Genomic DNA, 25,495 nt, shown 5'->3' with positions numbered 1-25,495 from the left:
GCGCCTTCGCGGCCCGCGCGTGACGGAGAGAGACATGGCCAAGTGGGTCTACACGTTCGGCGACGGCAAGGCCGAGGGCGCGGCGGAGATGAAGGCCCTGCTCGGCGGCAAGGGCGCCAACATCGCCGAAATGTCCAACCTCGGGCTCCCGGTGCCGCCGGGCTTCACCATCACGACCGAGGTCTGCACCTATTTCTACGCCCACGACCGGCAGTACCCGGCGGAGCTGCGCGACCAGGTCTCCGCCGCGCTCGACCATGTCGGGCAGCTGGCCGGCCGCCGTTTCGGCGACGTCGAGGACCCGCTGCTCGTCTCCGTCCGGTCCGGGGCGCGCGCCTCGATGCCGGGGATGATGGACACGGTCCTGAACCTCGGCCTCTCGGACCTGACCGTCCAGGCGGTGGCGGCGGCCGGCGACGCGCGCTTCGCCTACGACAGCTACCGGCGCTTCATCACCATGTATTCCAACGTGGTGCTCGGCCTCGACCACCATCACTTCGAGGAGATCCTGCAGACCTACAAGGACGACAACGGCTATTCGCTCGACACGGACCTCGGCGCCGACGACTGGAAGGAGATCATCGTCGCCTACAAGAAGCTCGTCGAGACCGAGCTCGGAAAGCCGTTCCCGCAGGATCCGCACGAGCAGCTTTGGGGCGCGATCGGGGCGGTGTTCGGCTCTTGGATGAACGCGCGGGCAATCACCTACCGCAGGCTGCACGACATTCCGGAGAGCTGGGGCACGGCCGTCAACGTGCAGGCCATGGTGTTCGGCAACATGGGGGAGACCTCGGCCACGGGCGTCGCCTTCACGCGTAACCCGTCGACGGGCGACAAGCGACTCTACGGCGAGTTCCTGGTCAACGCGCAGGGCGAGGACGTGGTCGCCGGCATCCGGACGCCGCAGGACATCACCGAGGCGGCGCGCCTCGAGTCGGGCTCGGAGCGGCCGTCCCTCGAGGTCCTGATGCCCGAGGCCTACGCGGAGTTCAGCGGGATTTGCCAGACGCTCGAACTGCACTACCGAGACATGCAGGACGTCGAGTTCACCATCGAGCGTGGCAAGCTCTGGATGCTGCAGACGCGCGCCGGCAAGCGCACCACGAAGGCGGCGCTGAAGGTGGCGGTCGACATGTGCCGCGAGGGGCTGATCAGCCGCGACGAGGCGATCCTGCGCATCGACCCGGCCGGCCTAGACCAGCTGCTGCACCCGACCATCGACCCCTCCGCCGAGCGCACGGTGCTCGCCAAGGGCCTGCCGGCCTCGCCGGGAGCGGCCTCGGGCGAGATCGTCTTCAACTCGGAAGACGCGGTGGCGGCCAAGCAGGCGGGTCGCAAGGTCATCCTGGTCCGCATCGAGACGAGCCCGGAGGACATCCACGGCATGCACGCCGCGGAAGGCATCCTGACCACGCGCGGCGGCATGACCAGCCACGCGGCGGTGGTGGCGCGCGGCATGGGCAAGCCCTGCGTCTCGGGCGCGGGGTCGATCCGGGTCGACTATACGGCCGAGACGCTGACGGCGGGCGGCAAGACGCTGCGCAAGGGGGACATGGTCACCATCGACGGCGGCTCCGGGCAGGTGCTGGCCGGCCGCGTGCCGATGCTGCAGCCCGAGCTCTCGGGCGATTTCGCGACCCTGATGGTATGGGCCGACGCGGCGCGGCGCATGGGCGTGCGCACCAATGCGGAGACCCCGGCGGACGCCCGCGCGGCGGTGCAGTTCGGCGCGGAAGGCATCGGGCTCAGCCGCACCGAGCACATGTTCTTCGACGAAGGGCGGATAGTGGCGGTCCGGGAGATGATCCTGGCCGACGACGAGAAGGGGCGCCGGCAGGCGCTCGCCAAGCTCCTGCCGATGCAGCGGGCCGACTTCGTCGAGCTGTTCGAGATCATGAAGGGTAAGCCGGTGACGATCCGGCTGCTCGACCCGCCGCTGCACGAGTTCCTGCCGAAGACCGAGGAGGAGATCGCCGAGGTCGCCAAGGGGCTCGGGGTGCATCCGCAGAAACTCCGGGAGCGCGCCGAGGAGTTGCATGAGTTCAACCCCATGCTCGGATTCCGCGGCTGTCGGCTGGCGATCAGCTACCCGGAGATCGCCGAGATGCAGGCCCGCGCCATCTTCGAGGCGGCCGTGGAGGCCGGCAAGGCGACCGGCGAGCCGGTCGTGCCGGAGGTGATGGTTCCGCTCGTCGCGATCCGGCAGGAGTTCGACCTCGTGAAGGCGCGCATCGACGCGATGGCGGCGGCGGTCTCCAAGGAGAAGGGCGTCGAGATCAAGTACCATGTCGGCACCATGATCGAGCTGCCGCGTGCCTGCCTGCAGGCCGCCGACATCGCCCGGACGGCGGAGTTCTTCTCCTTCGGCACCAACGACCTGACGCAGACCACCTACGGCCTGTCGCGCGACGACGCCGCCCAGTTCCTCGGGCCCTACCTGCAGCGGGGCATCCTGGAGCAGGATCCGTTCGTCACCCTCGACCAGGTCGGCGTCGGCGAACTCGTCAAGATCGCCGCCGAGCGCGGCCGGTCGGTGAGACCCGACATCAAGCTCGGCATCTGCGGGGAGCACGGCGGCGACCCGGCGTCGATCCGCTTCTGCGAGACGGTGGCGCTCGACTACGTGTCCTGCTCGCCGTTCCGGGTTCCCATCGCACGGCTGGCGGCCGCGCAGGCGGCGATCGAGCACGGCAAGGCGGCGGTCAGCGAAGCCTGACGGGCGGGGCTCCGGCCCCGCTCCCCCGGCGAACGTGCCGCATGGCGGCCAGGCCGCGAGCCGGCCAGGAATCCGGAGTATCGACGCATCCTGCGGAGCCCGACCTTGCCTGCCCGCCTACCCTCCCTGGCCGAGATCCGCGACGGCGGCAAGCCGGCGCTCGCCCGCGCGCTGGCAGCCGTGGAGACGGCGGAGGGCACGGAGGCGCTGGCCGCGCTCCTGGACGCGGCGGCCGGGGATCCGCGCGGGCGCGTGCTCGGCGTCACCGGACCGCCGGGGGTCGGCAAGTCGACGCTCACCAACCAGCTGATCCGCCGCGCCCGGGCGGCCGGACGAACCGTCGGGGTGGTGGCGGTCGACCCGTCGTCGCGCTTCACCGGCGGCGCGCTGCTGGGCGACCGCACCCGGCTCAGGACCGACCCGGACGACGCCGGCGTCTTCGTACGCTCGATGGCGGCGCGGGACCGGCTCGGCGGCCTCTCGGACCACGCGGTGGCGGCCGTCGTGCTGATGCGGGCGGTCTACGACCGGGTGGTGGTCGAATCCGTGGGCATCGGCCAGTCGGAGGCCGATATCGCCTTCGCGGCCGACACGGTCCTCCTCTGCATCCAGCCCGGTTCGGGGGATTCGCTGCAGTTCATGAAGGCCGGCGTGATGGAGCTGCCCGACGTGGTCGCCGTCACCAAGGGCGACATGGGCGAGGCGGCGCGGCGGGCGCGGGCGGACGTGGAAGGGGCGCTGACCCTGGCGCATGCGGAGGCCGGGGCCTGGAAGGCGCCGGTGGTGCAGGTCTCGAGCGCGACCGGGGCCGGGCTCGACGACCTCGAGGCCGCGCTCGGCCGTCACGCGGACTGGCTCGACGGCGCCGCTCGGCTGGCTGAGCGGCGGCGCGCGCAGGCGCGGCATTGGGCCGAGGACGCGCTCAGGGTGCGGTACGGCACGCGCGGGCTGGCGGCGGCGGCGGCGCTCCTGGAGGCCGCCGGGGATCGCCCCTTCGCGAGCGTGCTGGCGGTCTCCCGCCTGCTGGACGGCCGGCTCGGGGCACCGGCCGGACGCCCTTAACCCATTCTCAAGGTTAAACTCCGTAAACTCTGTGCAGGTCGCCCCGGGGCGGGCTTCTTGCCTGGAGTATTGCGTTGATGTCACAGCGTGACCCACTCGGCCGGCACATCGCCCTGGCGGGCGCTGCCGCGATCGCGGTGCCGCTCGCGGCGGCCCACTTCACGCGGCCGACGCCGGCGCCGGAGCAGGCGCCGCTCGCCACGCAGGACCGGGCGCCCGTACGGGCCGCCCTCGGCGGCGTCACCTTCGATTTCAGTCGCCGCGACCGGGCCTGGGTGGACGACTTCGCCGGCCTGCGCCGCGAGGTTTTCGCCCAGCACACCTCGTCGGCAGTCTCCGGCGGGCAGCGCTCCGGCGGCGACATCGCCGACGCCTCCGCCGCCACCACGCCGGCCGACGGTCCCGACATGACGACCACCGGGTCCGTCTCGCCGCGGGAGGGCACGGTCCCCGGCCCGGCGCCGGCCAAGGCCGCGCCGCCGGCGGCTCCGGCCCCCGAACCCGTTCCCCAGGCGACGCGCCCGGCCCCCGGGACGGAGGCGACGCGCCCGCAGAAGCTCATCCTGCCGCCCGTCCCGGACCCGGTCCCGGTGCCGGCGCGGGTGATCGAAGGCCGGCGGCCCATCACCATCGTGCAGGTCCCGGAAGGCGCCGCCGAGGCTCATACGGCTCCGATGCCCGACGCACGCCAGGACGCCCCAGCGGCGCAGGCCACTCCGGCGACAATCGCCGCTGCGGCGGCGCAGGCCGCCCATCCGGCTCCGACCGAGGCACCGCCCCGGAAGACGGCCTCCGCCGAGCCCGCGGCGGCTCCTGCTCCCGCCGCTCCGAGCGCGGCGGCGAGCGCCATGGGCGGGCTCGCGCCGGCGCCCTGGCTCAAGATCACGGCCGCGGTGCCGACGGGCGCCGCCGCGACCCGGCCGACGCCGGCCCGAAAGGCCCAGGAGGCGGCCGCCCACGAGGTCCGGCCGGCCACGCCGGTCAAGGCCGAGCCCACCGCGATGCTCGGCTATGCGGCGGCGAGCCGGAGCGCCGAGGCGCCGTTCGACGCGGTGCTGGGTGTCCGTCGCCCGGACGGCGGCGAGGCCGCGACCGCCGGGCCGAAGCTGCCGCCCAACCTGCACGGCTGGGCCTACTCGCCCCTGCCGGCCTCGGTCTCCCTGCCGAAGGAGCAGAAGTGCCTCGCCGAGGCGATCTATTTCGAGGCGCGCGGCGAGAGCGAACGCGGGCAGGCGGCGGTCGCGCAGGTGGTCCTCAACAGGGTCAAGAACCCGGCCTATCCGGACACGATCTGCGGGGTCGTCTACCAGCAGGAGGACGACCGCAACCGCTGCCAGTTCTCCTTCGCGTGCGACGGCAGGCCGGAGGCGATCAACGAGCCGGAGGCGTGGAAGCGCGCCGTCGAGATCGCCCGCGAGGTCACGGAGGGGCGCACCTACGTGGCGGAGGTCGGCGATTCGACCCACTACCACGCGGACTGGGTGGCGCCCGGATGGCGGCGCGGCATGACGCGGCTGACCAAGATCGGCGTCCACGTCTTCTACCGCACCGTGCACGGCGGCTGGATCTGACCCGTCCGATGGAAAGCGACGTCAGCCGATCTCGATGTCGAGGCCGATGTCGAGGACGGGCGCTGAATGGGTGATCCAACCGGTCGAGATCAGGTCGACGCCTGTCTCGGCGATGGCGGCGACCGTCTCCAGCGTGACGCCGCCCGAGGCCTCCAGGATGGCGCGGCCCGCCGTCACGGCGACGGCCTCGCGCAGGAGATCCGGGCCCATATTGTCGAGCATGACGACGTCGGGCCGCTCGAGCAGGGCCTCCTTGAGCTGGTCGATGCGGTCGACCTCCACTTCGATCTTCACCAGGTGGCCCGCGAAGGCCCGCGCCCGGCGGATGGCCTCGCCGACGGAGCCGCAGACGGCGATGTGGTTGTCCTTGATCAGGATCGCGTCGTCGAGGCCGAAGCGGTGATTGGCGCCGCCGCCGCAGCGGACCGCATATTTCTCGAGGGCGCGCAGGCCCGGGGTCGTCTTGCGGGTGCAGACGATGCGGGCCCGCGTGTGGGCGACCCGGTCCGCGAAGGCGGCCGTGGCGGTGGCGATGCCGGACAGGCGGCCGAGGAAGTTCAGCGCGACGCGCTCGGCCGACAGGACCGCACGGGCCGGACCCTCGACGCGGGCGATGACGTCGCCCTTGCCGACGCGCGAGCCGTCCGGGATCAGCTCGGAGAAGCGGACTTCGTTCGACATCTTCCACATGGCGCGGCGGGCGAGCGCGATCCCGGCGACGACGCCGGGCCGGCGGGCCCCGAAGGTCGCCACCGCCCGCGCGTCGGGGGGGATCGTGGCCTGGCTGGTGATGTCGCCGGCGCGGCCGAGGTCCTCCAGGAGGGCGGCCTCGACGGCGGCGTCGATCATGAGGAGCGGCAGGTCGGGCAGGGTCTGGCTCATGCAGAGGCGGCCTCGGGCAGAAGATCGCGGCGGCTCTCCTCGCCGATCCGCTTCAGGTCGGCGAGGGTGGTGAAGCTCCGGCGGGCGAGCGCCGGGACCGGATCGGGGAAGTCGGAGCGGTAGTGACCGCCCCGGCTTTCCTTGCGCGCCCAGGCGGCGGCGGCGACCAGCCGCGCGGTCAGGACGGCGTTCTTCAGCCAGGGCACCGTGGTGGCGCGCTCGATGCGCTCGAGTTCCGCGATGGCGGCGGAGAGGCCGTGGGCCTCGCGGATCACGCCGACCTCGGTGGCCATGATCTGGCGCACGCGCTCGAAGGCGCGGGTGTCCTGCGACCAGGGCAGTTCCGGCTCCTCCTCGGTGCGGCGGATCGACCAGGAGGCGACCTTGGGGCTCGGCAGCAGGCCCTGGATGTCCTCGGCGATGCGGGCCGCGAAGACGACCGCCTCGAGGAGCGAGTTCGACGCCAGCCGGTTGGCGCCGTGCGCGCCCGTGGAAGCGACCTCGCCGGCGGCCCAAAGGCCGTCGAGCGAGGTGCGTCCGTTGGCGTCGGTCAGGACGCCGCCCATGTGGTAGTGGGCGGCCGGGGCGACCGGGATCAGCTGCGTGACCGGGTCGATGCCGGCCGACACGCAGGTGGCGTAGACGGTCGGGTAGCGGTCGGCGAAGCCGGCGCCGATGGCGGCGCGGCAGTCCAGGAAGGCGCCGCGGCCGGCGGCGCGCTCGGCGTGGATGGCGCGGGCGACGATGTCGCGCGGGGCGAGCTCGCCGTCGGGATGGTAGCGCGGCATGAAGCGCTCGCCGGTCCGGTCGACCAGGATCGCGCCGTCGCCGCGCAGCGCCTCGGTGGCGAGCGGGGCCGGATCGCGGCCGACGTCGATCGCGGTCGGGTGGAACTGGACGAACTCCAGGTCGGCCAGGATCGCCCCGGCGCGCGCCGCCATGGCGAGGCCGTGGCCGTTCGCCTCCTTCGGGTTGGTGGTGACGGCGTAGAGGTGGCCGATGCCGCCGGAGGCGAGCACCACCGCGTGGGCCGGGAAGAGGACTGTCGTCAGCGCCTTGCCGGCGGACGGCCGGGCGACGACGCCCTGCACCTGGCGGCCGTCCATGGCGATTCCTTCGCCGACATAGCCCTCCATGACACGGATCGACGGCGTCCGGCGGACCTCGGCGATGAGGGCGGCCATGATCTCGCGGCCGGCCATGTCGCCGCGCACGTGGACGATCCGGCGCTCCGAGTGCGCCGCCTCGCGGCCAACCGTCAGCCGGCCCTGGACGTCCTTGTCGAAGGGGACGCCGTAGGCGAGCAGGTCCTCGACCCGGGCGCGGGCCTCGCGGGTCATCAGGGCGGCGATCTTGCGGTCGACGATGCCGGCGCCGGCGGCGAGCGTGTCGGCGAGATGCTTGTCGGGGGTGTCGCCCTCGGCGACCGCGGCGGCCATGCCGCCCTGCGCCCAGGCCGAGGAGGCGCCCTCCCCGATCGGGGCGGCGGTCAGGATGGTGACCGGACGGGGGGCGAGCTTCAGGGCGCAGAAGATGCCGGCGAGGCCGCCGCCGAGGATCACGACGTCGTCGATGCCGCCGCCGGAGCGGGGCGGATGGACTTCCTGGATTTCACGGGCCATGGCAGGCCTCCCGGGCGCCCGGACCGCAGCGGCCGTCGCCCCTCTGGATCGTCGCCCGCGCTCGCCGGCCGCCTCCCCGCGCGGGAGGCGGCGGAGCACAGGGCACGGCCGGGGGGCGCGGCGCCGCCACGCAGGGCGCGGCGCCGGCCCTCGGCCGAGGACTTCAGTTCTTCAGCTGGATCATGCGCTCGACCGAGCGGCGGGCGCGGTCGGCGATGGCCGGGTCGACCAGGACCTCCTCCTTCATCTCCAGGAGGCTGTCGAGGATCTTGGGCAGCGTGATCCGCTTCATGTGCGGGCAGAGGTTGCAGGGCCGCACGAACTCGACCTGCGGCGCCTCCAGGGCGACGTTGTCGGCCATGGAGCACTCCGTCACCATGACGACCCGGGTGCCCGGCTTCGCGGACTTCACGAAGTCGATCATCTTCGCCGTCGAGCCCGTGAAGTCGGCCTCGCGGATGACCTCCGGCGGGCATTCCGGATGGGCGATGATCTGCACGTTCGGGTCGATCTCGCGGAAGTTCCGGAGCTCGTCGCCGGTGAAGCGCTCGTGCACCTCGCAGTGGCCCTTCCAGGCGATGATCTTCACCTTGGTCTGGGTCGCCACGTAGCGGGCGAGGTACTCGTCCGGGATGCAGATGACCCGGTCGACCCCGAAGCTCTCGACCACCTGGACGGCGTTCGAGGAGGTGCAGCAGATGTCGACCTCGGCCTTAACCTCCGCGGAGGTGTTGACGTAGGCGACGATCGGCACGCCCGGGAAGCGCTCGCGGAGGAGCCGCACGTCCGCGCCCGTGATGGACGAGGCGAGCGAGCAGCCGGCGCGGCTGTCCGGGATGAGCACGGTCTTCTCCGGGCAGAGCACCTTGGAGGTCTCCGCCATGAAGTGGACGCCGCCCTGCACGATCACCTTGGCCTTCGTCTTCGCCGCCTCGCGGGCGAGCTGGAGGCTGTCGCCGACGATGTCGGCGACGAGGTGGTAGATCTCGGGCGTCATGTAGTTGTGGCCGAGTATGACGGCGTCGCGGACCTTCTTCAGGTCGTTGATGGCCTTCACGTAGGGGGCGTGGAACTGCCACTCCATCGGCGGGATGAAGTGCTTGACGCGCTCGTAGAGATGCGCGGTCGCCGCCTCCACCTCGGGGGTGTAGTCGAGCGAGGGCCGGGGCAGGATCTCGTACCCCTTGCCGGAGCCCTTGCGGGCACGGGACGGAGCCGACCGGGCCTTGCGGGCGCGGGGCCGATCCGTCGTGAGGACGTCGTCGGTCAGGGTCATCGATCCCTCCTCTCCCCATTTATGCTCACTTTGAGCATATAGGGGGTCTGAAAAACACCGGTCGAGACCGGTGCCGGCCCGAAGTCGAGTTCGGACAGTGGGGAATATAACCCTTTTGCGACGGAGCGAAAGGGGCCAATCGCGGCCCGAAGCATGGCCCACGCTGAATTCGTCAGATTTTGCAGCCCTTTGATGTTAAGAGGACGGTGTCACATGCCAGTTATGCACATTTGGAGCATAAGGCGAAACGGTCCTTCCATGGCGGTGGACCTCCCGCTGCCAGCGGTCGCCGGACCCGGCCGCGCCGCTTCCCATCCGGCGCCCGCGAGGCTATGAACCGCCCCGACAGGCGCGAGGGCCCCCATGCTGGTCATCTTCGATTGCGACGGCACGCTGATCGATTCCGAGGTGATCGCGTCGGCGATCGACGCGGAGGCGCTGACCCGCCTCGGACGCCCGACGACCCCGGCCGAGTTCGTCGAGCGGTTCACGGGCGTGCCGCACCGGGAGATCTGGCGGCTGCTGGAGGCCGAGCTCGGCCGGCCGCTACCCGAGGGTTTTTTGGACGAGATCCGCGAGGTCTCGATCCGGCGCTTCGCCGAGGAGCTGACCGTGATCGAGGGCGTCCACGACGCGGTGGCGGCGATCGACGGGCTGGGGCTGAAGCGCTGCATCGCGTCGTCGACGGGGCTCGAGGGCCTGCGCCGCAACCTCGCCACCACCAACCTGCTGGACAGCTTCGACCCGCACGTCTTCTCGGCGAGCCAGTGCGCGCGCGGCAAGCCGGCGCCCGACGTCTTCCTCTACGCGGCCTCGCAGATGGGCTCGGACCCGGCCGACTGCCTGGTGATCGAGGATTCGGTCGCGGGCGTGACGGCGGCGCGGCGGGCGAACATGCCGGTGCTCGGCTTCACGGGCGGCGGCCACGCCGACCCCGGCCTCGCCGCCCGGCTGTCGGCGGCCGGCGCCGCGGTGGTGCTCTCCGGCATGGCCGAGCTGCCGCGCATCGTGGCGGCGCATTTCGGCGTCTGAACTCCCAACACATGCAAGTGCGTGACATTGACCTCGGGACAACCGGGGCCGATCCTCGCACGCGTGTGAAAAGGAGAAGAACAGACATGCTTGGACCGGACTCGGTGCCGTCCGCCCTCCCCTTCAAGGCCTTCGACGACGCGGAGGCGGCCGTTGCGAGGCTCGAGGAGATCTACCGCAGAAATACTGGATTCCTGGCCGAACGCTTCGCCGCCCTCATCCAGGCCGGCGCCCCATCCGGCCGCTACCGGGCCTACTATCCGGAGCTGCGCATCCAGACCGACACGTTCCGCCGGCACGATTCGCGCCTCTCCTACGGCTTCGTCCACGGCCCCGGCGCCTTCGCGGCGACGATTACGCGGCCGGACCTCTTCCGGCCCTACCTGGTCGAGCAGATCCGCCACCTCGTCCGCAACCACGGCGTCGCGGTCGAGGTGGGGGAATCGACCGTGCCGATCCCGCTGCATTTCGCGCTGCCCGGAGACGCGGCCGTCGGGATCGACATCGCCGAGCGGCTCGGCCGGCCGCTGCGCGACGTCTTCGACGTGCCGGACCTCGCCAACACGGACGATGCGATCGTCAACGGGGAATACTCGGTCGAGCCGGGCCGCCCCGCCCCGCTCGCCCCCTTCACGGCGCCGCGGGTCGACTACTCGCTGCACCGGCTCGCGCACTACACCGCGACGGTGCCCGAGCATTTCCAGAACTTCGTGCTCTTCACCAACTACCAGTTCTACGTCGACGAGTTCGTGGCCTATGCCAAGGGGCTCATGCAGGCGGGGAGCCCGGACTACACGGCCTTCGTCGAGCCCGGCAATGTGGTGACCATGTCGGGCGACACGGTCCCGACGTCCGGAATCGCGCCGCCTCGGCAGCCGCAGATGCCGGCCTACCACCTGGTCCGGCCGGGCCACGGCGGCATCACCATGGTCAACATCGGCGTCGGGCCGTCCAACGCCAAGACAATCACAGACCATGTGGCGGTGCTCCGGCCCCACGCCTGGCTGATGCTCGGCCACTGCGCCGGCCTGCGCAACACGCAGAAGCTCGGCGACTACGTGCTCGCCCACGCGTATGTGCGCGAGGACCACGTGCTCGACGCGGACCTGCCCGTCTGGGTGCCGATCCCGGCGCTGTCCGAGATCCAGGTGGCGCTCGAGGAATCGGTCGCGGAGGTCACCGGGCTCTCGGGCTGGGAGCTGAAGTCGGTGATGCGGACCGGGACGGTGGCGACGATCGACAACCGGAACTGGGAGCTGCGCGACCATTCCGAGCCCGTGCGCCGCTTCTCGCAGTCGCGCGCGATCGCGCTCGACATGGAATCGGCGACCATCGCGGCGAACGGCTTCCGCTTCCGGGTTCCCTACGGGACGCTCCTGTGCGTGTCGGACAAGCCGCTGCACGGGGAGCTGAAGCTGCCCGGGATGGCCAGCGAGTTCTACCGCCGGCAGGTCAACCAGCACCTCGCCATCGGGATCCGGGCGATGGAAAAGCTGCGCGCCATGCCGTCGGAGCGGCTCCACTCCCGCAAGCTCCGCTCCTTCGAGGAGGTGGCCTTCCAGTGAACGCGAAAGGGCCGCCGGGGGGAAACCCGGCGGCCCTTCCGGCACGGTCGGGCGGCTGTCAGCAGTTGCCGGCCTGGCGGTTGCAGGCCGTCGTGCGCATGCTCAGGAACTCGCTGTTGAGGATCGAGGAGCCCTGGAAGAAGTAGGGGTAGGGCCCGCCCGAGGGTCCGAACGAGGTGACGCCGACCACGCGGTTGGAGGCGGAATTGGCGAGGAGCTGGCCGGAGCCGAGCACGCCGAAGTCCTCGAGCCAGGGACCGCCGGACGAGCCGCCGCCCATGGACGATCCGGCGACGCCCGACACCGCGTTGAACGTCCTGACCTCGCCGGCATTGGCGATCATGCGGCCACCGCTGTCGATGTTGCCGGGATACCCGATGGCGGTCACATGGTTGGTCAGGAGGCGGCCGGTGGCGAAGCCGTAGTAGCCGAGATAGTCGCCCACCTTGCGGACCGAGCCGGCGATCGACATGTCGGCGATCTCGATGATGCCGAAGTCGGCGGCGTTGGGGACCGTGCCGCCGCCGTTCATCCATGACGACGTGGTGTGGACCGCCGCCCAGCCCCACTGGCCGTAGGGCTGGGTGGTGGCGGTCGCGTTGTAGGCCGGGATGAAGCGGAAGTCGGTATAGTAGTACTTGCCGACCGCCTCGTAGACACAGTGGCCGGCGGTCAGCACCAGCCGGGGCGCGATGAGGCTGCCCGTGCACATGTACCAGGCGTTCGTGCGCGGATTGCGGAAGTAGACCTTGCCGGACATCCGGTAGGGGGCGGTGGTGACCGCCTGGTCGGGGAAGACGCGGGTGGTCGTGAAGGGGTAGCCCGCGGTGCCCTTCGAGCGGCCGTTCTGACCCGTCGCGGCGCCGGACCCCCCCTGCGCGGGCGCCGCGGCATCGAGCGGCAGGAAGGTGCCGGGATCGGCGGGGACCGGCTCGGTGGCGGGGACGACCGTGTCGGTCTGCACGATCGGCGTCCTGGCGGCGGCCCGGACGGCGGTTCCCTTGCTGCTGGCGAGCGGCAGGGGCATGGGCGGGATGGCACGCAGCTCGGTGGTCGGCAGGTCGGCCGGCTTGTTGCGGGCGATGTTGACGGCGGAGGTCTGCGCCGCCGCGGCGGCGGGCAGGAGCCCGGCCACGAGACATCCGAATGCGACCGATCTAAACCTGTTCTGGATCATCGTTTTGCGTCCTATGCGCCGTATGGCTTACGCAAAGGCATGCGCCCGTCCCGTTAACGGGGGCTTGAGCGGCTTCATCGACTCGTCTTCGCCTGTGTCGTCCAGGCCTGCGACCATGATCTTCCGGCCGGAGAGGTGAAGAGTCCGTTGACGGAATGCGACAGAAATTTCTTCTAATCTTGCAGACCTGCCTCGATCACTTTCCGCATCACGCTCGGGAGCGCCTCCCCGGCCAGCCCGGCCCGGGGCGACCACCAGGCGCCCTCGGGCGCCGCGGCCTCGGCGCCGAGATCGAGCCGCATCAGGTCGAGGATCAGGTGGAAGTGCGTGAAGGTGTGCTCGACGGTCCGGCCGAGGCGGCGCCAGGGCCCGGGCAGCGGGGCGGCGTCGGCGGCGTCCGCCGGGATCGGGCCAACCGTCCAGGCGCTCCCGGGGACCTCGGTCATGCCGCCGAGAAGCCCGCGTGGCGGCCGGCGCCGGACCAGCACGGCGCCATCGGCGCGGACGGCCAGGAAGGCGAGGCCGCGTCGGGTGGGCCTCTCCGGCTTCGCGGCCCTCGCCGGAAAGGCGTCGGGGGAGCCGGTCGCGCGGGCCGCGCAGGCGGCGGACCAGGGGCAGAGCGCGCAGGCGGGGCGCTTCGGCGTGCAGACGGTGGCGCCGAGGTCCATCATGGCTTGTGCGAAGTCGCCCGGGCGGCGGGCCGGGGTCAGCGTCGCGGCGAGGCGCTTCAGGGCCGGCTTGGCGGCGGGCACCGGCTCGACGACGGCGAAGATGCGGGAGACCACGCGCTCGACATTGCCGTCGACGACGGTCGCGGGCCGGTCGAACGCGATGGCGGCGACGGCGGCGGCCGTGTAGGCGCCGACCCCCGGCAGGGCCCGCAGCCCCTCCTCGGTGTCGGGGAAGCGGCCGCCGTGGGCGGCGGCGACCCGGTCCGCGCAGGCCTTAAGGTTGCGGGCGCGCGAGTAGTAGCCGAGGCCCGCCCAGGCCTTCATCACCTCGGCCTCGTCGGCGGCGGCGAGGGCGGCGACCGTCGGCCAGCGGGCCAGGAAGGCCTCGAAATAGGGCTTCACGGCCGTCACGGTCGTCTGCTGCAGCATGATCTCGGAAAGCCAGACCCGGTAGGGGTCGGGGAGGATGCCGGCGGCGCGGTCCTTCGGGGAGACCCGCCAGGGCAGGCGGCGGGCGTGGCGGTCGTACCAGGCGAGCAGGGCGTCCGGATCGGGGCGAGTCGTCATGGGCGGCAGAGTGGCGGAAGGGGCCCGGGATCGGAAGATGCCGTCCGGGAGAAGGTTTCCGGGCGCTGCTCACTCGGCTATCCTCGCGTCATGACGAGACATTCAGGAGACTCGCGATGACTGCGCCCAAACCCTGGAGCGAATGCGCGCCGCGGCTCGTCGACGTGGCGACCGGTCGAACGCCCGCCGACATGGTCGTGCGCGGGGCCCGCTGGGTGAACGTGCAGTCCGGCGAGGTGCTGGGCGCCCACGACGTGGCCATCGCGGACGGGCGCTTCGCCGCGATCGCCGAGGACCTGTCCTACACGATCGGGCCGGAGACCCGGGTCGTCGAGGCGGGCGGGCGCTACATGGTGCCGGGGCTGTGCGACGCGCACATGCACGTCGAATCCGGCATGGTGACGGTCACGGAGTTCGCCCGGGCCGTGATCCCGCACGGCACGACCTCGATGTTCATCGACCCGCACGAGATCGCCAACGTGCTGGGGCTGCCGGGGGTCCGGCTGATGCACGACGAAGCGATGACGCTGCCGGTCAACGTCTTCGTGCAAATGCCGAGCTGCGTGCCCTCGGCGCCGGGGCTGGAGAACGCGGGTGCCTCGATCGGGCCGGCGGAGGTCGCCGAGGCGATGACCTGGCCCGGGATCGTCGGGCTCGGCGAGATGATGAACTTCCCCGGGGTGGCGGCGGCGGACGAGCGGATGCTCGGCGAGATCGCCTCGACCATGCGGGCGGCGAAGACGGTGGGCGGGCACTATGCCTCGCCGGACCTCGGCCGGCCGTTCCTCGGCTATGTGGCGGGCGGGCCGGCGGACGACCACGAGGGCACGCGTCTCCTCGACGCGGTGACGCGGGTGCGGCTCGGCATGCGTTCGATGATGCGGCTCGGCTCCGCCTGGTACGACGTGGCCAGCCAGATCAAGGCGGTGACCGAGCTCGGCCTCGACCCGCGCAACTTCATCCTCTGCACGGACGACAGCCATTCGGGCACGCTCGTCCGGGACGGCCACATGAACCGGGTGGTCCGCCACGCCATCGCGCAGGGCTGCCGGCCGATCACGGCGATCCAGATGGCGACCCTCAACACCGCCGCGCATTTCGGCCTGGAGCGCGAGCTCGGCTCGATCGCGCCGGGCCGGCGGGCGGACCTGATCCTGACCTCCGACCTCGTCGCCCTGCCGATCGAGACGGTCGTCGCGCGCGGCCGGGTGGTGGCGGAGAACGGCCGGCTCGCCGCCGAGATCCCGGCCTACCCCTACCCGCCGATGGCGCGCGGCACGGTCAGGCTCGGGCGGGCGCTGGCGCCCTCCGACTTCGACATCCCGGCACCCGACGGGGCGGCCGAGGTCGAGGCGCGGGTCATCGGCGTCATCGAGAACCAGGCGCCGACGCGGGCGCTGACGCGCCGGCTTCCCGTCTCGGGCGGTCTCGTCCAGGGCGACCGGGCCCAGGACGTCTGCCAGATCGCGCTGGTCGAGCGCCATCGGGGGCTCGGCACGGTGACCAACGGCTTCGTCTCGGGCTTCGGCTACGACCGGCCCTGCGCGGTCGCCTCGACGGTGGCGCACGACAGCCACCACATGATCGTGGTCGGCACCGACAAGGCCGACATGGCGCGCGCCGCCAACCGGCTCGGCGAGGTCGGCGGCGGGGTGGTGTGCATCTCGGAGGGGCGGGAGCTGGCGCTGGTCGAACTGCCGATCGCGGGGCTGATGTCCGACGAGCGGGCCGAGATCGTGGCCGCCAAGGCGGAGGCGCTGGTCCGCGCCATGGAGGCCTGCGGCTGCCGGCTCAACAACGCCTACATGCAGCATTCCCTGCTGGCGCTGGTGGTGATCCCGGAACTGCGGATCTCCGACATCGGCATCGTGGACGTCAGGACATTCGAGACGGTGCCGCTGTTCGTGGAGTGAGGACGGGCGGAGGCGGGCCTTGCATCCCGGGCCGACGGCGTCCATCGTCGCGCGCATGGACGACAGCCCCTCGCGAAGGCCGGGGCCGCGCGGGCCGAAGCCCGTGGCGGACCTCATCGCCGACCTGATGAAGCCCGCGGCGCGGCGGCGCGGCTTTGCGTCGGTCGACCTCGTCGCCTACTGGGCCGACATCGTCGGGCCGGCCTATGCGGACTGCACGCGGCCGGAACGGCTCTCCTGGCCGAAGCGGATCGAGGACGGCGGCGAGCAGGCCTACGAGCCCGCCACACTGACCGTCGCCTGCGAGGGCGCGAGGGCGCTGCTGTTCCAGCACGAGGCGGCCGACATCGCGCGCCGGATCAACGCGGTGTTCGGCTTCACGGCGGTCGGGCGGATCCGGATCGTGCAGAAGCCGGTCGTGCGCATCGAGGTGAAACGCGCGCCCGCGCTGAGGCCGCTCGGCGGTTCCGAGGAGGCGGCGCTGGCGGCGAGCCTGGACGGCATCGCGGACGAGGGGCTTCGGGCGGCGCTCGACCGGCTCGGCCGGGCCGTCAAGGGATCGCGCCGGCAGGTCTAGTCGGGCGCCCGATTCGCCGGCCGCTGACGAGGACGTGACGCTCCCGCCGGGCGGATCCCACCGTCTCGCCACAATCGTCCTGTTGCGTCCGGACGTCGTTCGGGCAAACTCGCGCCCGCGCGGCGGAGCCGTCGAGGACCCGCCCCGGTGCGAGTGGCCCGCCCAAGCGCGCCGACAGACCCGCGCCTTCGAGAAGGATGGACTCCCTTGGCCCTGACCCGCCGCCGCTTCCTCACGACCACCGCCGTCGCCGCCGTCGCGGTCGGCCTCCTCGGCACCTCGGCGTTCGACGCCTTCGCGCAGCAGGCGGTCGACATGGCCGAGCTCATGAAGCCGGGGCCGCTCGGCGAGAAGGCGCTCGGCAAGGAGGACGCGCCGGTCACGGTCATCGAATATGCCTCGATGACCTGCGGGCATTGCGCGGCCTTCCATAAGAGCGTCTACCCGTACCTCAAGTCGACCTACATCGACACCGGCAAGGTCCGGCTGATCCTGCGCGAATTCCCGCTGGATCCGCTTGCCGCGGCGGTCTTCATGCTGGCGCGCTGCGCGCCCGAGGACAAGTATTTCGACATGGTCTCGCTCTTCTTCGAGCAGCAGACCGCCTGGACCCGCACCGACCAGCCCGTCGACGCGCTCTTCAACCTGTCGAAGCAGGTCGGTTTCACACAGGATTCGTTCAAGCAATGCTTGACGAATCAGAGCCTTCTCGACGGAGTGAACGCCGTGAAGGATCGCGGGGCGGACAAGTTCAAGGTCAACGCGACGCCCACCTTCTTCGTGAACGGGCAGCGGGCGAAGGACTTCCAGTCCATCGAGGGCGTCGACAAGACGCTGGCGCCGTTCCTGAAGGGGTGACGTCGCCGCATTGACCGCCTGACGCGCGCGGGCCTTCCCCGGAGGGCCCGCGTTTTGCGTTTCGACAAGCTCCGCCTGGTCGGCTTCAAGACCTTCGTGGAACCGACCGACTTCATCATCGGCGACGGCCTGACCGGCGTCGTCGGCCCGAACGGCTGCGGCAAGTCGAACCTCGTCGAGGCCCTGCGCTGGGTCATGGGCGAGAACTCCTACAAGAACATGCGCGCGTCCGGGATGGACGACGTCATCTTCAACGGCAGCGGACGCCGACCCTCGCGCAATTCCGCCGAGGTGACCCTCTTCCTCGACAACCGGGAACGCCGCGCCCCGGCCGCCTTCAACGACTTCGACCACCTCGAGGTGTCGCGCCGGATCGAGCGCGAGGCTGGCTCGGTCTACCGGGTGAACGGCAAGGAGGTGCGCGCCCGCGACGTGCAGATGCTCTTCGCCGACGCCTCGACGGGCGCGCGCTCGCCGGCGCTGGTCCGGCAGGGGCAGATCGGGGAGCTGATCGCCGCCAAGCCGATTCAACGGCGGGCAATCCTGGAGGAGGCCTCGGGGATCTCGGGCCTGCACGGCCGGCGCAACGAGGCGGAGATGCGCCTGCGCGCGGCCGAGCAGAACCTGGAGCGGGTCGAGGACGTGCTGACCCAGATCGAGACGCAGCTCGAGGGGCTCAGGCGCCAGGCCCGGCAGGCCTCCCGCTACCGCCATCTGTCGGCCGAGATCCGCGCCGGCGAAGCCGCGATCGCCTACGTGAAGTGGGTGGCGGCGCGGGCCCAGCTCGCCGACGCGGAGACGGCGCTCGCGGCGGCGGAACGGCTCGTCGAGGAGCGCACGGAGGCGCAAGCCCGGGCCGCCCGGGACCAGGCGGTCGCCGCCCATGCGCTGCCGGCCTTGCGCGAGCGGCAGGCCGCCGCAGGGGCCGCGCTCCAACGGCTGCGGCTCGCCGGCGGGGAGCTCGACGCGGAGGAGCGACGCGCGCGCGAGCGGCTGGCGGAGATCGACCGGCGGCTCGTCCAGCTCGCCGAGGACCGGGCCCGCGAGGACCGGCTCGGCACAGAGATGGCGGAGGCGCTGCGGCTTCTCGACGACGAGGAGGCGGGGCTCCGGGCCGACCTGGAGGCGGCCTCGGAGGCGGCGGCCGAGTCCGACGGCGTCCTCGCCGACATGACGGAGCGGCTCTCGGCGTCGGAGCGGCGGGAGTCCGAGGCGCGCCGGGCGCTCGCGGAGGGCGCGGCGCGGCGGGGCGAACTGGAGCGGGCCGCGAACGAGGCGGCGGCCCGGGCGCGGCGGCTCGAGGAGGCGCGGGCGGCGGCGGCGCGGGAGCACGACGCGATCGCGGCCCGCCTCGCGGCGGCGGCGGACCCGGAGGTCCTGCGGGAGGCCTTCGAGGAGGCCGGCGCGCGCGCCGAGGCGGCGGAATTCGAGGCGGCGGAGGCCGAGGAGGCGACACGCGCCGCGCGGGAGGCCTCGGAAGCCGCCCGGGCGGCGCTGGCCGAGGCCGAGCGGGATGCGGGGCGGCTCGACACCGAGACGCGGACGCTGGCGCGCATGCTGGACGTGGGTCGCCTGGCGCTCTTCCCGCCCGTGCTCGAGTCCATCGCGGTCGATCCGGGCTTCGAGGCGGCGCTGGCGGCGGCGCTCGGCGACGACCTCGACGTGTCCGCCGATCCGGCGGCGCCGATCCACTGGCGGGAGCCGGGCGACCCGTCCGCGGATCCGGCCCTGCCGGCGGGGGTGACGCCGCTCGCCGCGCATGTGCGCGGCCCGGCGGTGCTGGCGCGGGGGCTGGCGCAGGTCGGGATCGTCGAGCGGTCCGAGGGCCGGCGCCTGCAGGGCAGGCTCGCGGCCGGGCAGCGGCTGGTCTCGCGGGAGGGCGACCTCTGGCGCTGGGACGGGCTGGCGGCGGCCGCGGAGGCGCCGACGGCGGCGGCGCAGCGGCTGGCGGGGCGCAACCGGCTCGCGGAACTCGAAGGCCTCGCCGAGGCCGCGCGGAGCCGCCTGGCCGAGCAGCGTGCCGTCTCGGAGCGGGCGCGGGCGGCGGTGGCGACGGCCGAGGCCCGCGAACGGGCGGCGCGCGACCAGGTGAAGGCCGCCCGGCGGGCCGCGGAGGCTCAGCGCGACGTGCTGGCCCGGGCCGAGCGGGAAGCGGCGGAGACCGGCTCGCGTCTCGCCGCGCGGGCGGCCGAGCGCGACCGGCTCGCGGGCGAGATCGCGGACCTGACAGCGGTGATCCGGCTGAACCGCGCGGCGCTCGAGTCGCTGCCGGCGACGCCGGGCCTGGAGGCCGCGCTGGCTGCGGCCGAGGCCGAGGCGGGGCGGGACCGGGCGACGCTGGCGGAGTTCCGCGCGGCCGCGCAGGGGCTGGCGCGCGAGGCCGAGATCCGCCGGCGGCGGCTCGACGCGATCGCGCGCGAGCGGTCCGGCTGGACGTCGCGGGCCGCCAACGCGGCCGCGCAGGTCGCCGTGCTGGAGCGGCGGCGGGAGGAGGCAGAGGCCGAGAAGGAGGCGCTCGCAGACCGGCCGGAGGCGATCGCCGAGCACCGGCAGGCCCTGGCGCGGGAAATCGGCAAGGCCGAGGCGGCGCTCGCCGAGGCGGCCGAGGCGCTGTCGGCGGCTGAGGCCGTCGCGGCGGAGGCGGACCGGCAGGCGCGGCAGGCGCTCGAGGGGCTGTCGCAGGCACGCGAGGCGCGGGGCCGGGCCGAGGAGCGCGCGGCCGCGGCCCGGGCGCGGGCGGCCGAAATCGAGCGGCACGCCGCCGAGACCTTCGAGGCGCGCCCGCAAGAGCTGCTCGACCTCGCCGGACTCGATCCGCGTGCGCCTCTCCCCGATCTCGAGGGGCTGGAGCGGCGGTCCGAGCGGCTGCGGCAGGAGCGGGAACGGCTCGGCGGGGTGAACCTCCGGGCGGAGGACGAGGCGCGCGACGTGGAGGCGCGGCGGGACGGGCTGGCGGCGGAGCGCGACGACCTGGTCGAGGCGATCCGGCGGCTCCGGACCGGGATCGCCAACCTCAACCGGGAGGCGCGCGAGCGGCTGATGGGCGCCTTCGAGACGGTCAACGGCCACTTCCGCTCGCTCTTCACCCACCTCTTCGGGGGCGGGACGGCCGAGCTGCAGCTCGTCGAATCGGACGATCCGCTCGAGGCGGGGCTGGAGATCCTGGCGCGGCCGCCGGGCAAGAAGCCGTCGACCATGACGCTCCTTTCCGGGGGCGAGCAGGCGCTGACCGCCATGGCGCTGATCTTCGCCGTCTTCCTGACCAACCCGGCGCCGATCTGCGTGCTCGACGAGGTCGACGCGCCGCTCGACGACGCCAACGTGGAGCGCTACTGCGACCTCCTGGAGGACATGCGCGGGCGGACCGAGACGCGCTTCGTGGTGATCACCCACAACCCGATCACCATGGCGCGCATGGAGCGGCTCTTCGGGGTGACCATGGCGGAGCGGGGCGTGTCGCAGCTCGTTTCGGTCGACCTCGACATCGCCGAGCGCTTCCTGGAGGCGAGCTGAACGCCGCAGCGCAGCATGTTCGACCAATTGCTCAGCGCGAGCGCGCCCCGCCAATTGGTCGCAGAAGGAAAAACATCAACCCGTTCAGCGGCTTGCACTTGGTATCCCTGTCCTTGACAGGCTCCTGACGGGAAACTATGGTGCCGCCGGCTTCGGGGTGGCGCCGCCCACGTTCCGACCACCGAGACGACCCGGTCGTGACACGCCCTCGCGGGGTCCCCGCAAGGACGGCTGCGGCCGGTTTCGAAGTGGACGGTTCGGATACGTCGTCATGACCGAGAAGAGACCCGGGGAACCGATCGACGAACGGCTCGAACGGCTCGAGGAGCGCCTGAAGGCGCACCAGAAGGCCGAGCGGGCGCGGGCGGAAAGACCGAGGTCGTCCTCGACGGGGTATGCGCTGGCGGTGCGGCTCGGGTCCGAGTTCATCGCCGCGGTGCTCGTCGGGGCGGGAATCGGTTGGTCCTTCGACCGTTTCGCCGGCACGGCGCCCTTCGGGATGATCGTGTTCCTGCTCCTCGGCTTCGCGGCGGGCGTGCTCAACGTCCTGCGCGCGCAGGGGGTGGTGGCGGAGGCGGGCGACCAGCTGCGGCAGCGCCGCGATCCGGGTCCCGGCGAGGGACCGGGCGACGGCGGGCCAGACCAGCGGGCCGGATAGGGGCCGGCCCTCGGGCCGGGCGATGATTTCCAGGCGTTCCCCCAAGGGCGCCGCGAGGTTCGACAGGCCGGCCGCGGCGCCTTCGTCGTGTCCGCCGGCCAGGATGGATGCCCCTCGGGGCGGAAGGACGAGGACGGAACGGTGAGCGCGAGCGACAAGGTCGACCCGATCCATCAATTCGGGATCAACAAGATCGTGCCGATCCACGTCGGCAGCCTCGACCTCAGCTTCACCAACTCGGCGCTCTTCATGGTCGTGACGGTCGCCGCCGCGACGCTGTTCCTGATGTGGGCGACGACCAGCCGGGCCCTCGTCCCCTCGCGCGGCCAGTCGGTCGCCGAGATGGCCTATGAGTTCGTGGCGGGCACGCTCAGGAGCGCCGCCGGCAACGAGGGCATGCGCTTCTTCCCGCTGGTCTTCTCGCTGTTCATGTTCGTACTGGTCGCGAACCTGTTCGGCATGGTGCCCTACTTCTTCACGGTCACGAGCCACATCATCGTCACCTTCGCGATGGCGATGCTGGTCATCCTGACGGTGGTGGTCTACGGCATCTACCGGCACGGCCTGCACTTCTTCGGCCTGTTCGTGCCGCACGGCGTGCCGGGCGCGCTGATACCGCTCGTCACCGCGATCGAGGTCATCTCGTTCCTCTCGCGGCCGATCAGCCTCTCGGTTCGTCTCTTCGCCAACATGCTGGCCGGCCACATCACCCTCAAGGTCTTCGCCGGCTTCGTCTTCTCGCTCGGCACGCTCGGCGGGCTGGGCATCGTGGGCTCGGTGCTGCCGCTCGCCATGACGGTGGCGCTGACGGGCCTGGAATTCCTCGTCGCCTTCCTGCAGGCCTACGTCTTCACCGTCCTGACCTGCATGTACCTCAACGACGCGATCCATCCCGGCCACTGAGGCCGGGACCGCGGCGCCTCCCCGATCCCGCGCGGATCGCTTCCCTCGAGACCCCCAAGAAGGAGCACTACCCATGGACGCTCAAGCTGCTGCCCTCATCGGTGCCGGTATCGCCTGCCTCGGCATGGGCGGCGCCGGCATCGGCCTCGGCACCATCTTCGGCAACTACCTGGCCGGCGCGCTGCGCAACCCGGCGGCTGCCGACGGCCAGTTCGGCCGCCTGATCTTCGGCTTCGCGGTGACGGAAGCCCTCGGCATCTTCTCGCTGCTCGTCGCCCTGCTGCTCCTCTTCCGTTGATCGGATCCGGGTCCCGAGATCCCGGCCGCCGGGCCTTCCCTGCGGCCGGCCGGGCCCGACCCGAGCGACATCGTCCGTAGCGTCCGCGGCGGGTCCCTGACCGGCCGGCCGGGCGCGTGATCCCATCCGGGGACAGACCATGGCTACGCCCACCCATACCACGGCCGAAGTCGGGCACGGCGGCGGCGAGGCGCATTCGGCCGCCTTCCCGCCGTTCGATTCGTCGACCTTCGCGTCCCAGCTCTTCTGGCTGGCGCTGACCTTCGGCGTCTTCTACTGGCTCCTGTCGACCAAGGTCATTCCCCGGATCCACAAGATCCTGGAGGCCCGGTCGGACCGGATCGCCCGCGACCTGGAGGAGGCCCAGCGCCTCAAGGCCGAGACGGACGCCGCGATCGCCGGCTACGAGCGGAGCCTCTCCGAAGCCCGCCGCAAGGCGCAGGGCATCGCCGCCGAGAACCGGGTGGCGCTGACGGCCCAGATGGACGCCCAGCGGGCGGCCGCCGAGGAGTCCCTCGCGGGGAAGACGACCGAGGCCGAGGCCCGCATCGCCGAGATCAAGGCGAAGGCCATGGCGGACGTCGGCACCATCGCGACCGAAGCCGCGGCCGACGTGGTGGCGGCCCTCTCCAAGATCCAGCCGAGCCGCGACGAGGTCGCCGCGGCCGTCGACGCCGCCCTGGCGAAGTGAGGCCCGATCCATGGACGCCACAGCCTACGCCAGCTTCTACGCCTTCACGGCCCTGATCATCTTCCTCGGCCTGATGGTCTATCTCAAGGTCCCGGGCAAGCTCATGGGCGCGCTCGACGACCGCTCGCAGAAGATCCGCGGCGAACTCGACGAGGCCGCCCGGCTCCGCCAGGAGGCGCAGGCGCTCCTGACCGAGTACCAGGGCAAGACCCGCAACGCGGAGGCCGAGGCCGCGGCGATCATCGCCGAGGCGAAGGCGGAGGCCGAGCGCTTCACGGCCGAGACCCGCAAGGCGCTGGAAGAGATGATCGCCCGCCGCACCAGGGCGGCCGAGGCCAAGATCGCGCAGGCGGAGGCCCAGGCTGTCGCCGAGGTGCGTGCCAAGGCGGCCGACGTCGCGATCGCGGCGGCCGGCTCCATCCTGGCCCAGAAGATGCGCGGCCCCGCGGCCGACGACCTCATCATGGGGGCGATCGCGGACGTCCGCGCCAAGCTCAACTGAGCACGGCAGCAGCGCCGGTCATCGGCCCGCGCGGGGAGACCCGGGCGGGCTTTTTTGCGTCACCCCCGGACTCATCAACGCGGCACGGGGTGTCGATCAGGATTATTCATTTTCCATGATCAGATAGCGGACGTATTCGTACGGAGGGCCGCGTGGACGGCCCGGTTCATCGCCGAGGCCTCCCGATGACGTCTCCTGCCGGCACCACCTCCGCTGCTTCCCGTGCCTTCCCGCTCTGGGCGGTCGTCGCCGCCGGCTGCGTGATCGTCGCCATCAACTTCGGCCCGCGCGTCTCGATGGGCTTCTTCCAGATCCCGCTCATCACGGAGCGCGGCTGGGGGCGTGAGACCTATTCGCTCGCCATGGCGATCCAGAACCTGATGTGGGGCGTCGGCGCCGTCCTGTTCGGCGGGCTCGCCGACCGATTCGGGACGGCCCGGGTCCTGAGCCTCGGCGCCCTGCTCTATGCGGCGGGCCTGCTCGTCATGGCCTGGGCGCCGCAGCCGATCTGGCTGCACGTGGGCGGCGGCATCATGGTCGGCCTGGGGGTGGCGGCCTCGTCCTTCGGCATCGTCATGGCGGCCTTCGGGCGGTCCGTGTCGGCGGAGAAGCGCACGATGGTGTTCGGCTATGCGACCGCGGCCGGCTCCTTCGGACAGTTCTTCTTCTCGCCACTGACGCAGGGGCTGATCCAGACCTATGGCTGGCACGACAGCCTGCTGATCCTGGCGGCCATCATCGGCGTCATCCCGCTCCTGTCGGTGCTGCTGCGCGGCAAGCCGGCGCCGAAGGCGAGCGCGGGCCACGCCGACCAGACCATCGCAGAGGCGCTGCGCGAGGCCGGCGGGCACGGCAGCTACCTCCTGCTGGCGAGCGGCTTCTTCGTCTGCGGCTTCCAGCTCGCCTTCATCACGGTGCACTTCCCGGCCTACATCCGCGACCTGGGGCTCGACGCCAAGTGGGGCGTGATCGGCCTGATGCTGGTCGGCCTCTTCAACGTGATCGGCTCCCTTGGCTCGGGCGTCCTCGGGTCGCGCGTGTCGAAGCGGTATCTCCTGGCCTTCATCTACGTCGCCCGCTCGGTGGCGGCGGCGGCCTTCGTGCTCGCCCCCGCCTCGCCGGCGAGCGTGGTCCTGTTCTCCGCCGTCATGGGCCTCCTGTGGCTGTCGACGGTGCCGCCCACCAATGCGCTGGTGGCGGTGATGTTCGGGACGCGCTACCTCGCGCTCTTGGGGGGCATCGTCTTCCTGTCGCACCAGGTCGGATCCTTCATCGGGATCTGGCTCGGCGGCTACCTCTACGACCTGAACAAGAGCTACGAGCCGGTCTGGTGGATCGGCATCGTGCTCGGCCTGTTCGCGGCGCTCGTGCACCTGCCGATCCGGGAGGAGGCGGCGATCCGGCCGCTCGCCGCCCCGGCCGAGTAGGGCGGGCCGGTCCC

Annotated in this window: 20 protein-coding genes; 15 read left to right on the top strand and 5 right to left on the bottom strand. The window is 72.1% G+C overall.

The genetic code is table 11. The features are described 5' to 3' along the window. The first annotated feature begins 34 nt into the window (after positions 1-34). The 3 genes from ppdK to WBG79_RS06025 all read left to right on the top strand — a co-directional run bounded on the left by ppdK (position 35) and on the right by WBG79_RS06025 (position 5,349). Positions 35-2,716, top strand: a complete 2,682-nt coding sequence (gene ppdK / locus WBG79_RS06035; RefSeq protein WP_337356204.1) for a pyruvate, phosphate dikinase — start codon at positions 35-37, stop codon at positions 2,714-2,716. Positions 2,717-2,821: 105 nt separating this feature from the next. Further along, the gene (locus tag WBG79_RS06030) at positions 2,822-3,778 is read left to right on the top strand and encodes an ArgK/MeaB family GTPase (protein WP_337356203.1); all 957 of its coding nucleotides are present in this window, start codon (positions 2,822-2,824) and stop codon (positions 3,776-3,778) included. 77 nt (positions 3,779-3,855) lie between these two features. After that, positions 3,856-5,349, top strand: a complete 1,494-nt coding sequence (locus WBG79_RS06025) for a cell wall hydrolase (protein WP_337356202.1) — start codon at positions 3,856-3,858, stop codon at positions 5,347-5,349. Positions 5,350-5,370: 21 nt separating this feature from the next. On the opposite strand, the gene nadC is transcribed toward WBG79_RS06025, so the two are convergent. From nadC to nadA, 3 genes are all read right to left on the bottom strand, one after another. Then, the gene (gene nadC, locus WBG79_RS06020) at positions 5,371-6,231 is read right to left on the bottom strand and encodes a carboxylating nicotinate-nucleotide diphosphorylase (RefSeq protein ID WP_337356201.1); all 861 of its coding nucleotides are present in this window, start codon (positions 6,229-6,231) and stop codon (positions 5,371-5,373) included. Next, the gene (locus WBG79_RS06015; protein ID WP_337356200.1) at positions 6,228-7,853 is read right to left on the bottom strand and encodes an L-aspartate oxidase; all 1,626 of its coding nucleotides are present in this window, start codon (positions 7,851-7,853) and stop codon (positions 6,228-6,230) included. Before WBG79_RS06015 ends, nadC begins: the two co-directional genes overlap by 4 nt. Before the next feature lie 163 nt (positions 7,854-8,016). Beyond that, positions 8,017-9,129, bottom strand: a complete 1,113-nt coding sequence (nadA, locus tag WBG79_RS06010) for a quinolinate synthase NadA (RefSeq protein ID WP_337356199.1) — start codon at positions 9,127-9,129, stop codon at positions 8,017-8,019. A 363-nt stretch (positions 9,130-9,492) separates the two neighbouring features. On the opposite strand from nadA, the gene WBG79_RS06005 reads away from it, so the two are divergent. Both WBG79_RS06005 and WBG79_RS06000 read left to right on the top strand, forming a co-directional pair. After that, positions 9,493-10,161 carry an HAD family hydrolase gene (locus tag WBG79_RS06005; protein ID WP_337356198.1) on the top strand — a complete coding sequence of 223 codons (669 nt, stop codon included), beginning with the start codon at positions 9,493-9,495 and terminating at the stop codon, positions 10,159-10,161. 86 nt (positions 10,162-10,247) lie between these two features. Then, positions 10,248-11,726 (top strand): AMP nucleosidase, encoded by a 1,479-nt coding sequence (locus WBG79_RS06000; protein WP_337356197.1) that lies wholly within the window; start codon positions 10,248-10,250, stop codon positions 11,724-11,726. Between the two features lie 58 nt (positions 11,727-11,784). Here WBG79_RS06000 and WBG79_RS05995 read toward each other — a convergent pair whose 3' ends face one another. Both WBG79_RS05995 and mutY read right to left on the bottom strand, forming a co-directional pair. After that, a complete protein-coding gene (locus WBG79_RS05995) occupies positions 11,785-12,861 on the bottom strand; it encodes a trypsin-like serine peptidase (RefSeq protein ID WP_337356196.1) in 1,077 nt (358 codons plus the stop codon). Between the two features lie 215 nt (positions 12,862-13,076). Next, positions 13,077-14,141, bottom strand: a complete 1,065-nt coding sequence (gene mutY / locus WBG79_RS05990) for an A/G-specific adenine glycosylase (protein WP_337356195.1) — start codon at positions 14,139-14,141, stop codon at positions 13,077-13,079. Between the two features lie 116 nt (positions 14,142-14,257). Here mutY and ade point away from each other — a divergent pair, with 116 nt between their 5' ends. The 10 genes from ade to WBG79_RS05940 all read left to right on the top strand — a co-directional run bounded on the left by ade (position 14,258) and on the right by WBG79_RS05940 (position 25,481). Continuing rightward, positions 14,258-16,054, top strand: a complete 1,797-nt coding sequence (gene ade, locus WBG79_RS05985; protein ID WP_337356194.1) for an adenine deaminase — start codon at positions 14,258-14,260, stop codon at positions 16,052-16,054. Between the two features lie 19 nt (positions 16,055-16,073). Further along, positions 16,074-16,631, top strand: a complete 558-nt coding sequence (locus tag WBG79_RS05980; protein ID WP_337356193.1) for a DUF721 domain-containing protein — start codon at positions 16,074-16,076, stop codon at positions 16,629-16,631. 207 nt (positions 16,632-16,838) lie between these two features. Then, positions 16,839-17,489: a DsbA family protein gene (locus WBG79_RS05975; RefSeq protein WP_337356192.1), complete on the top strand. Its 651-nt coding sequence runs from the start codon at positions 16,839-16,841 to the stop codon at positions 17,487-17,489. 54 nt (positions 17,490-17,543) lie between these two features. Continuing rightward, positions 17,544-21,002 carry a chromosome segregation SMC family protein gene (locus tag WBG79_RS05970; protein ID WP_337356191.1) on the top strand — a complete coding sequence of 1,153 codons (3,459 nt, stop codon included), beginning with the start codon at positions 17,544-17,546 and terminating at the stop codon, positions 21,000-21,002. A 271-nt stretch (positions 21,003-21,273) separates the two neighbouring features. After that, the gene (locus WBG79_RS05965; protein ID WP_337356190.1) at positions 21,274-21,660 is read left to right on the top strand and encodes an AtpZ/AtpI family protein; all 387 of its coding nucleotides are present in this window, start codon (positions 21,274-21,276) and stop codon (positions 21,658-21,660) included. A gap of 141 nt (positions 21,661-21,801) precedes the next feature. Next, positions 21,802-22,563: a F0F1 ATP synthase subunit A gene (locus WBG79_RS05960; protein WP_337356189.1), complete on the top strand. Its 762-nt coding sequence runs from the start codon at positions 21,802-21,804 to the stop codon at positions 22,561-22,563. 73 nt (positions 22,564-22,636) lie between these two features. After that, positions 22,637-22,861 (top strand): F0F1 ATP synthase subunit C, encoded by a 225-nt coding sequence (locus tag WBG79_RS05955; RefSeq protein WP_337356188.1) that lies wholly within the window; start codon positions 22,637-22,639, stop codon positions 22,859-22,861. Positions 22,862-23,000: 139 nt separating this feature from the next. After that, positions 23,001-23,552: a F0F1 ATP synthase subunit B gene (locus WBG79_RS05950; protein ID WP_337356187.1), complete on the top strand. Its 552-nt coding sequence runs from the start codon at positions 23,001-23,003 to the stop codon at positions 23,550-23,552. A 10-nt stretch (positions 23,553-23,562) separates the two neighbouring features. Next, positions 23,563-24,054: a F0F1 ATP synthase subunit B family protein gene (locus WBG79_RS05945; RefSeq protein WP_337356186.1), complete on the top strand. Its 492-nt coding sequence runs from the start codon at positions 23,563-23,565 to the stop codon at positions 24,052-24,054. Between the two features lie 185 nt (positions 24,055-24,239). Further along, the gene (locus WBG79_RS05940) at positions 24,240-25,481 is read left to right on the top strand and encodes an MFS transporter (protein ID WP_337356185.1); all 1,242 of its coding nucleotides are present in this window, start codon (positions 24,240-24,242) and stop codon (positions 25,479-25,481) included. Positions 25,482-25,495 lie beyond the last annotated feature (14 nt).

The organism is Prosthecomicrobium sp. N25 (assembly GCF_037203705.1).
Taxonomy (GTDB): Bacteria; Pseudomonadota; Alphaproteobacteria; order Rhizobiales; family Ancalomicrobiaceae; genus Prosthecodimorpha.
The sequence above is the reverse complement of the archived record's forward strand: the minus strand, read 5'-3'. Positions and strand labels throughout refer to the sequence as shown.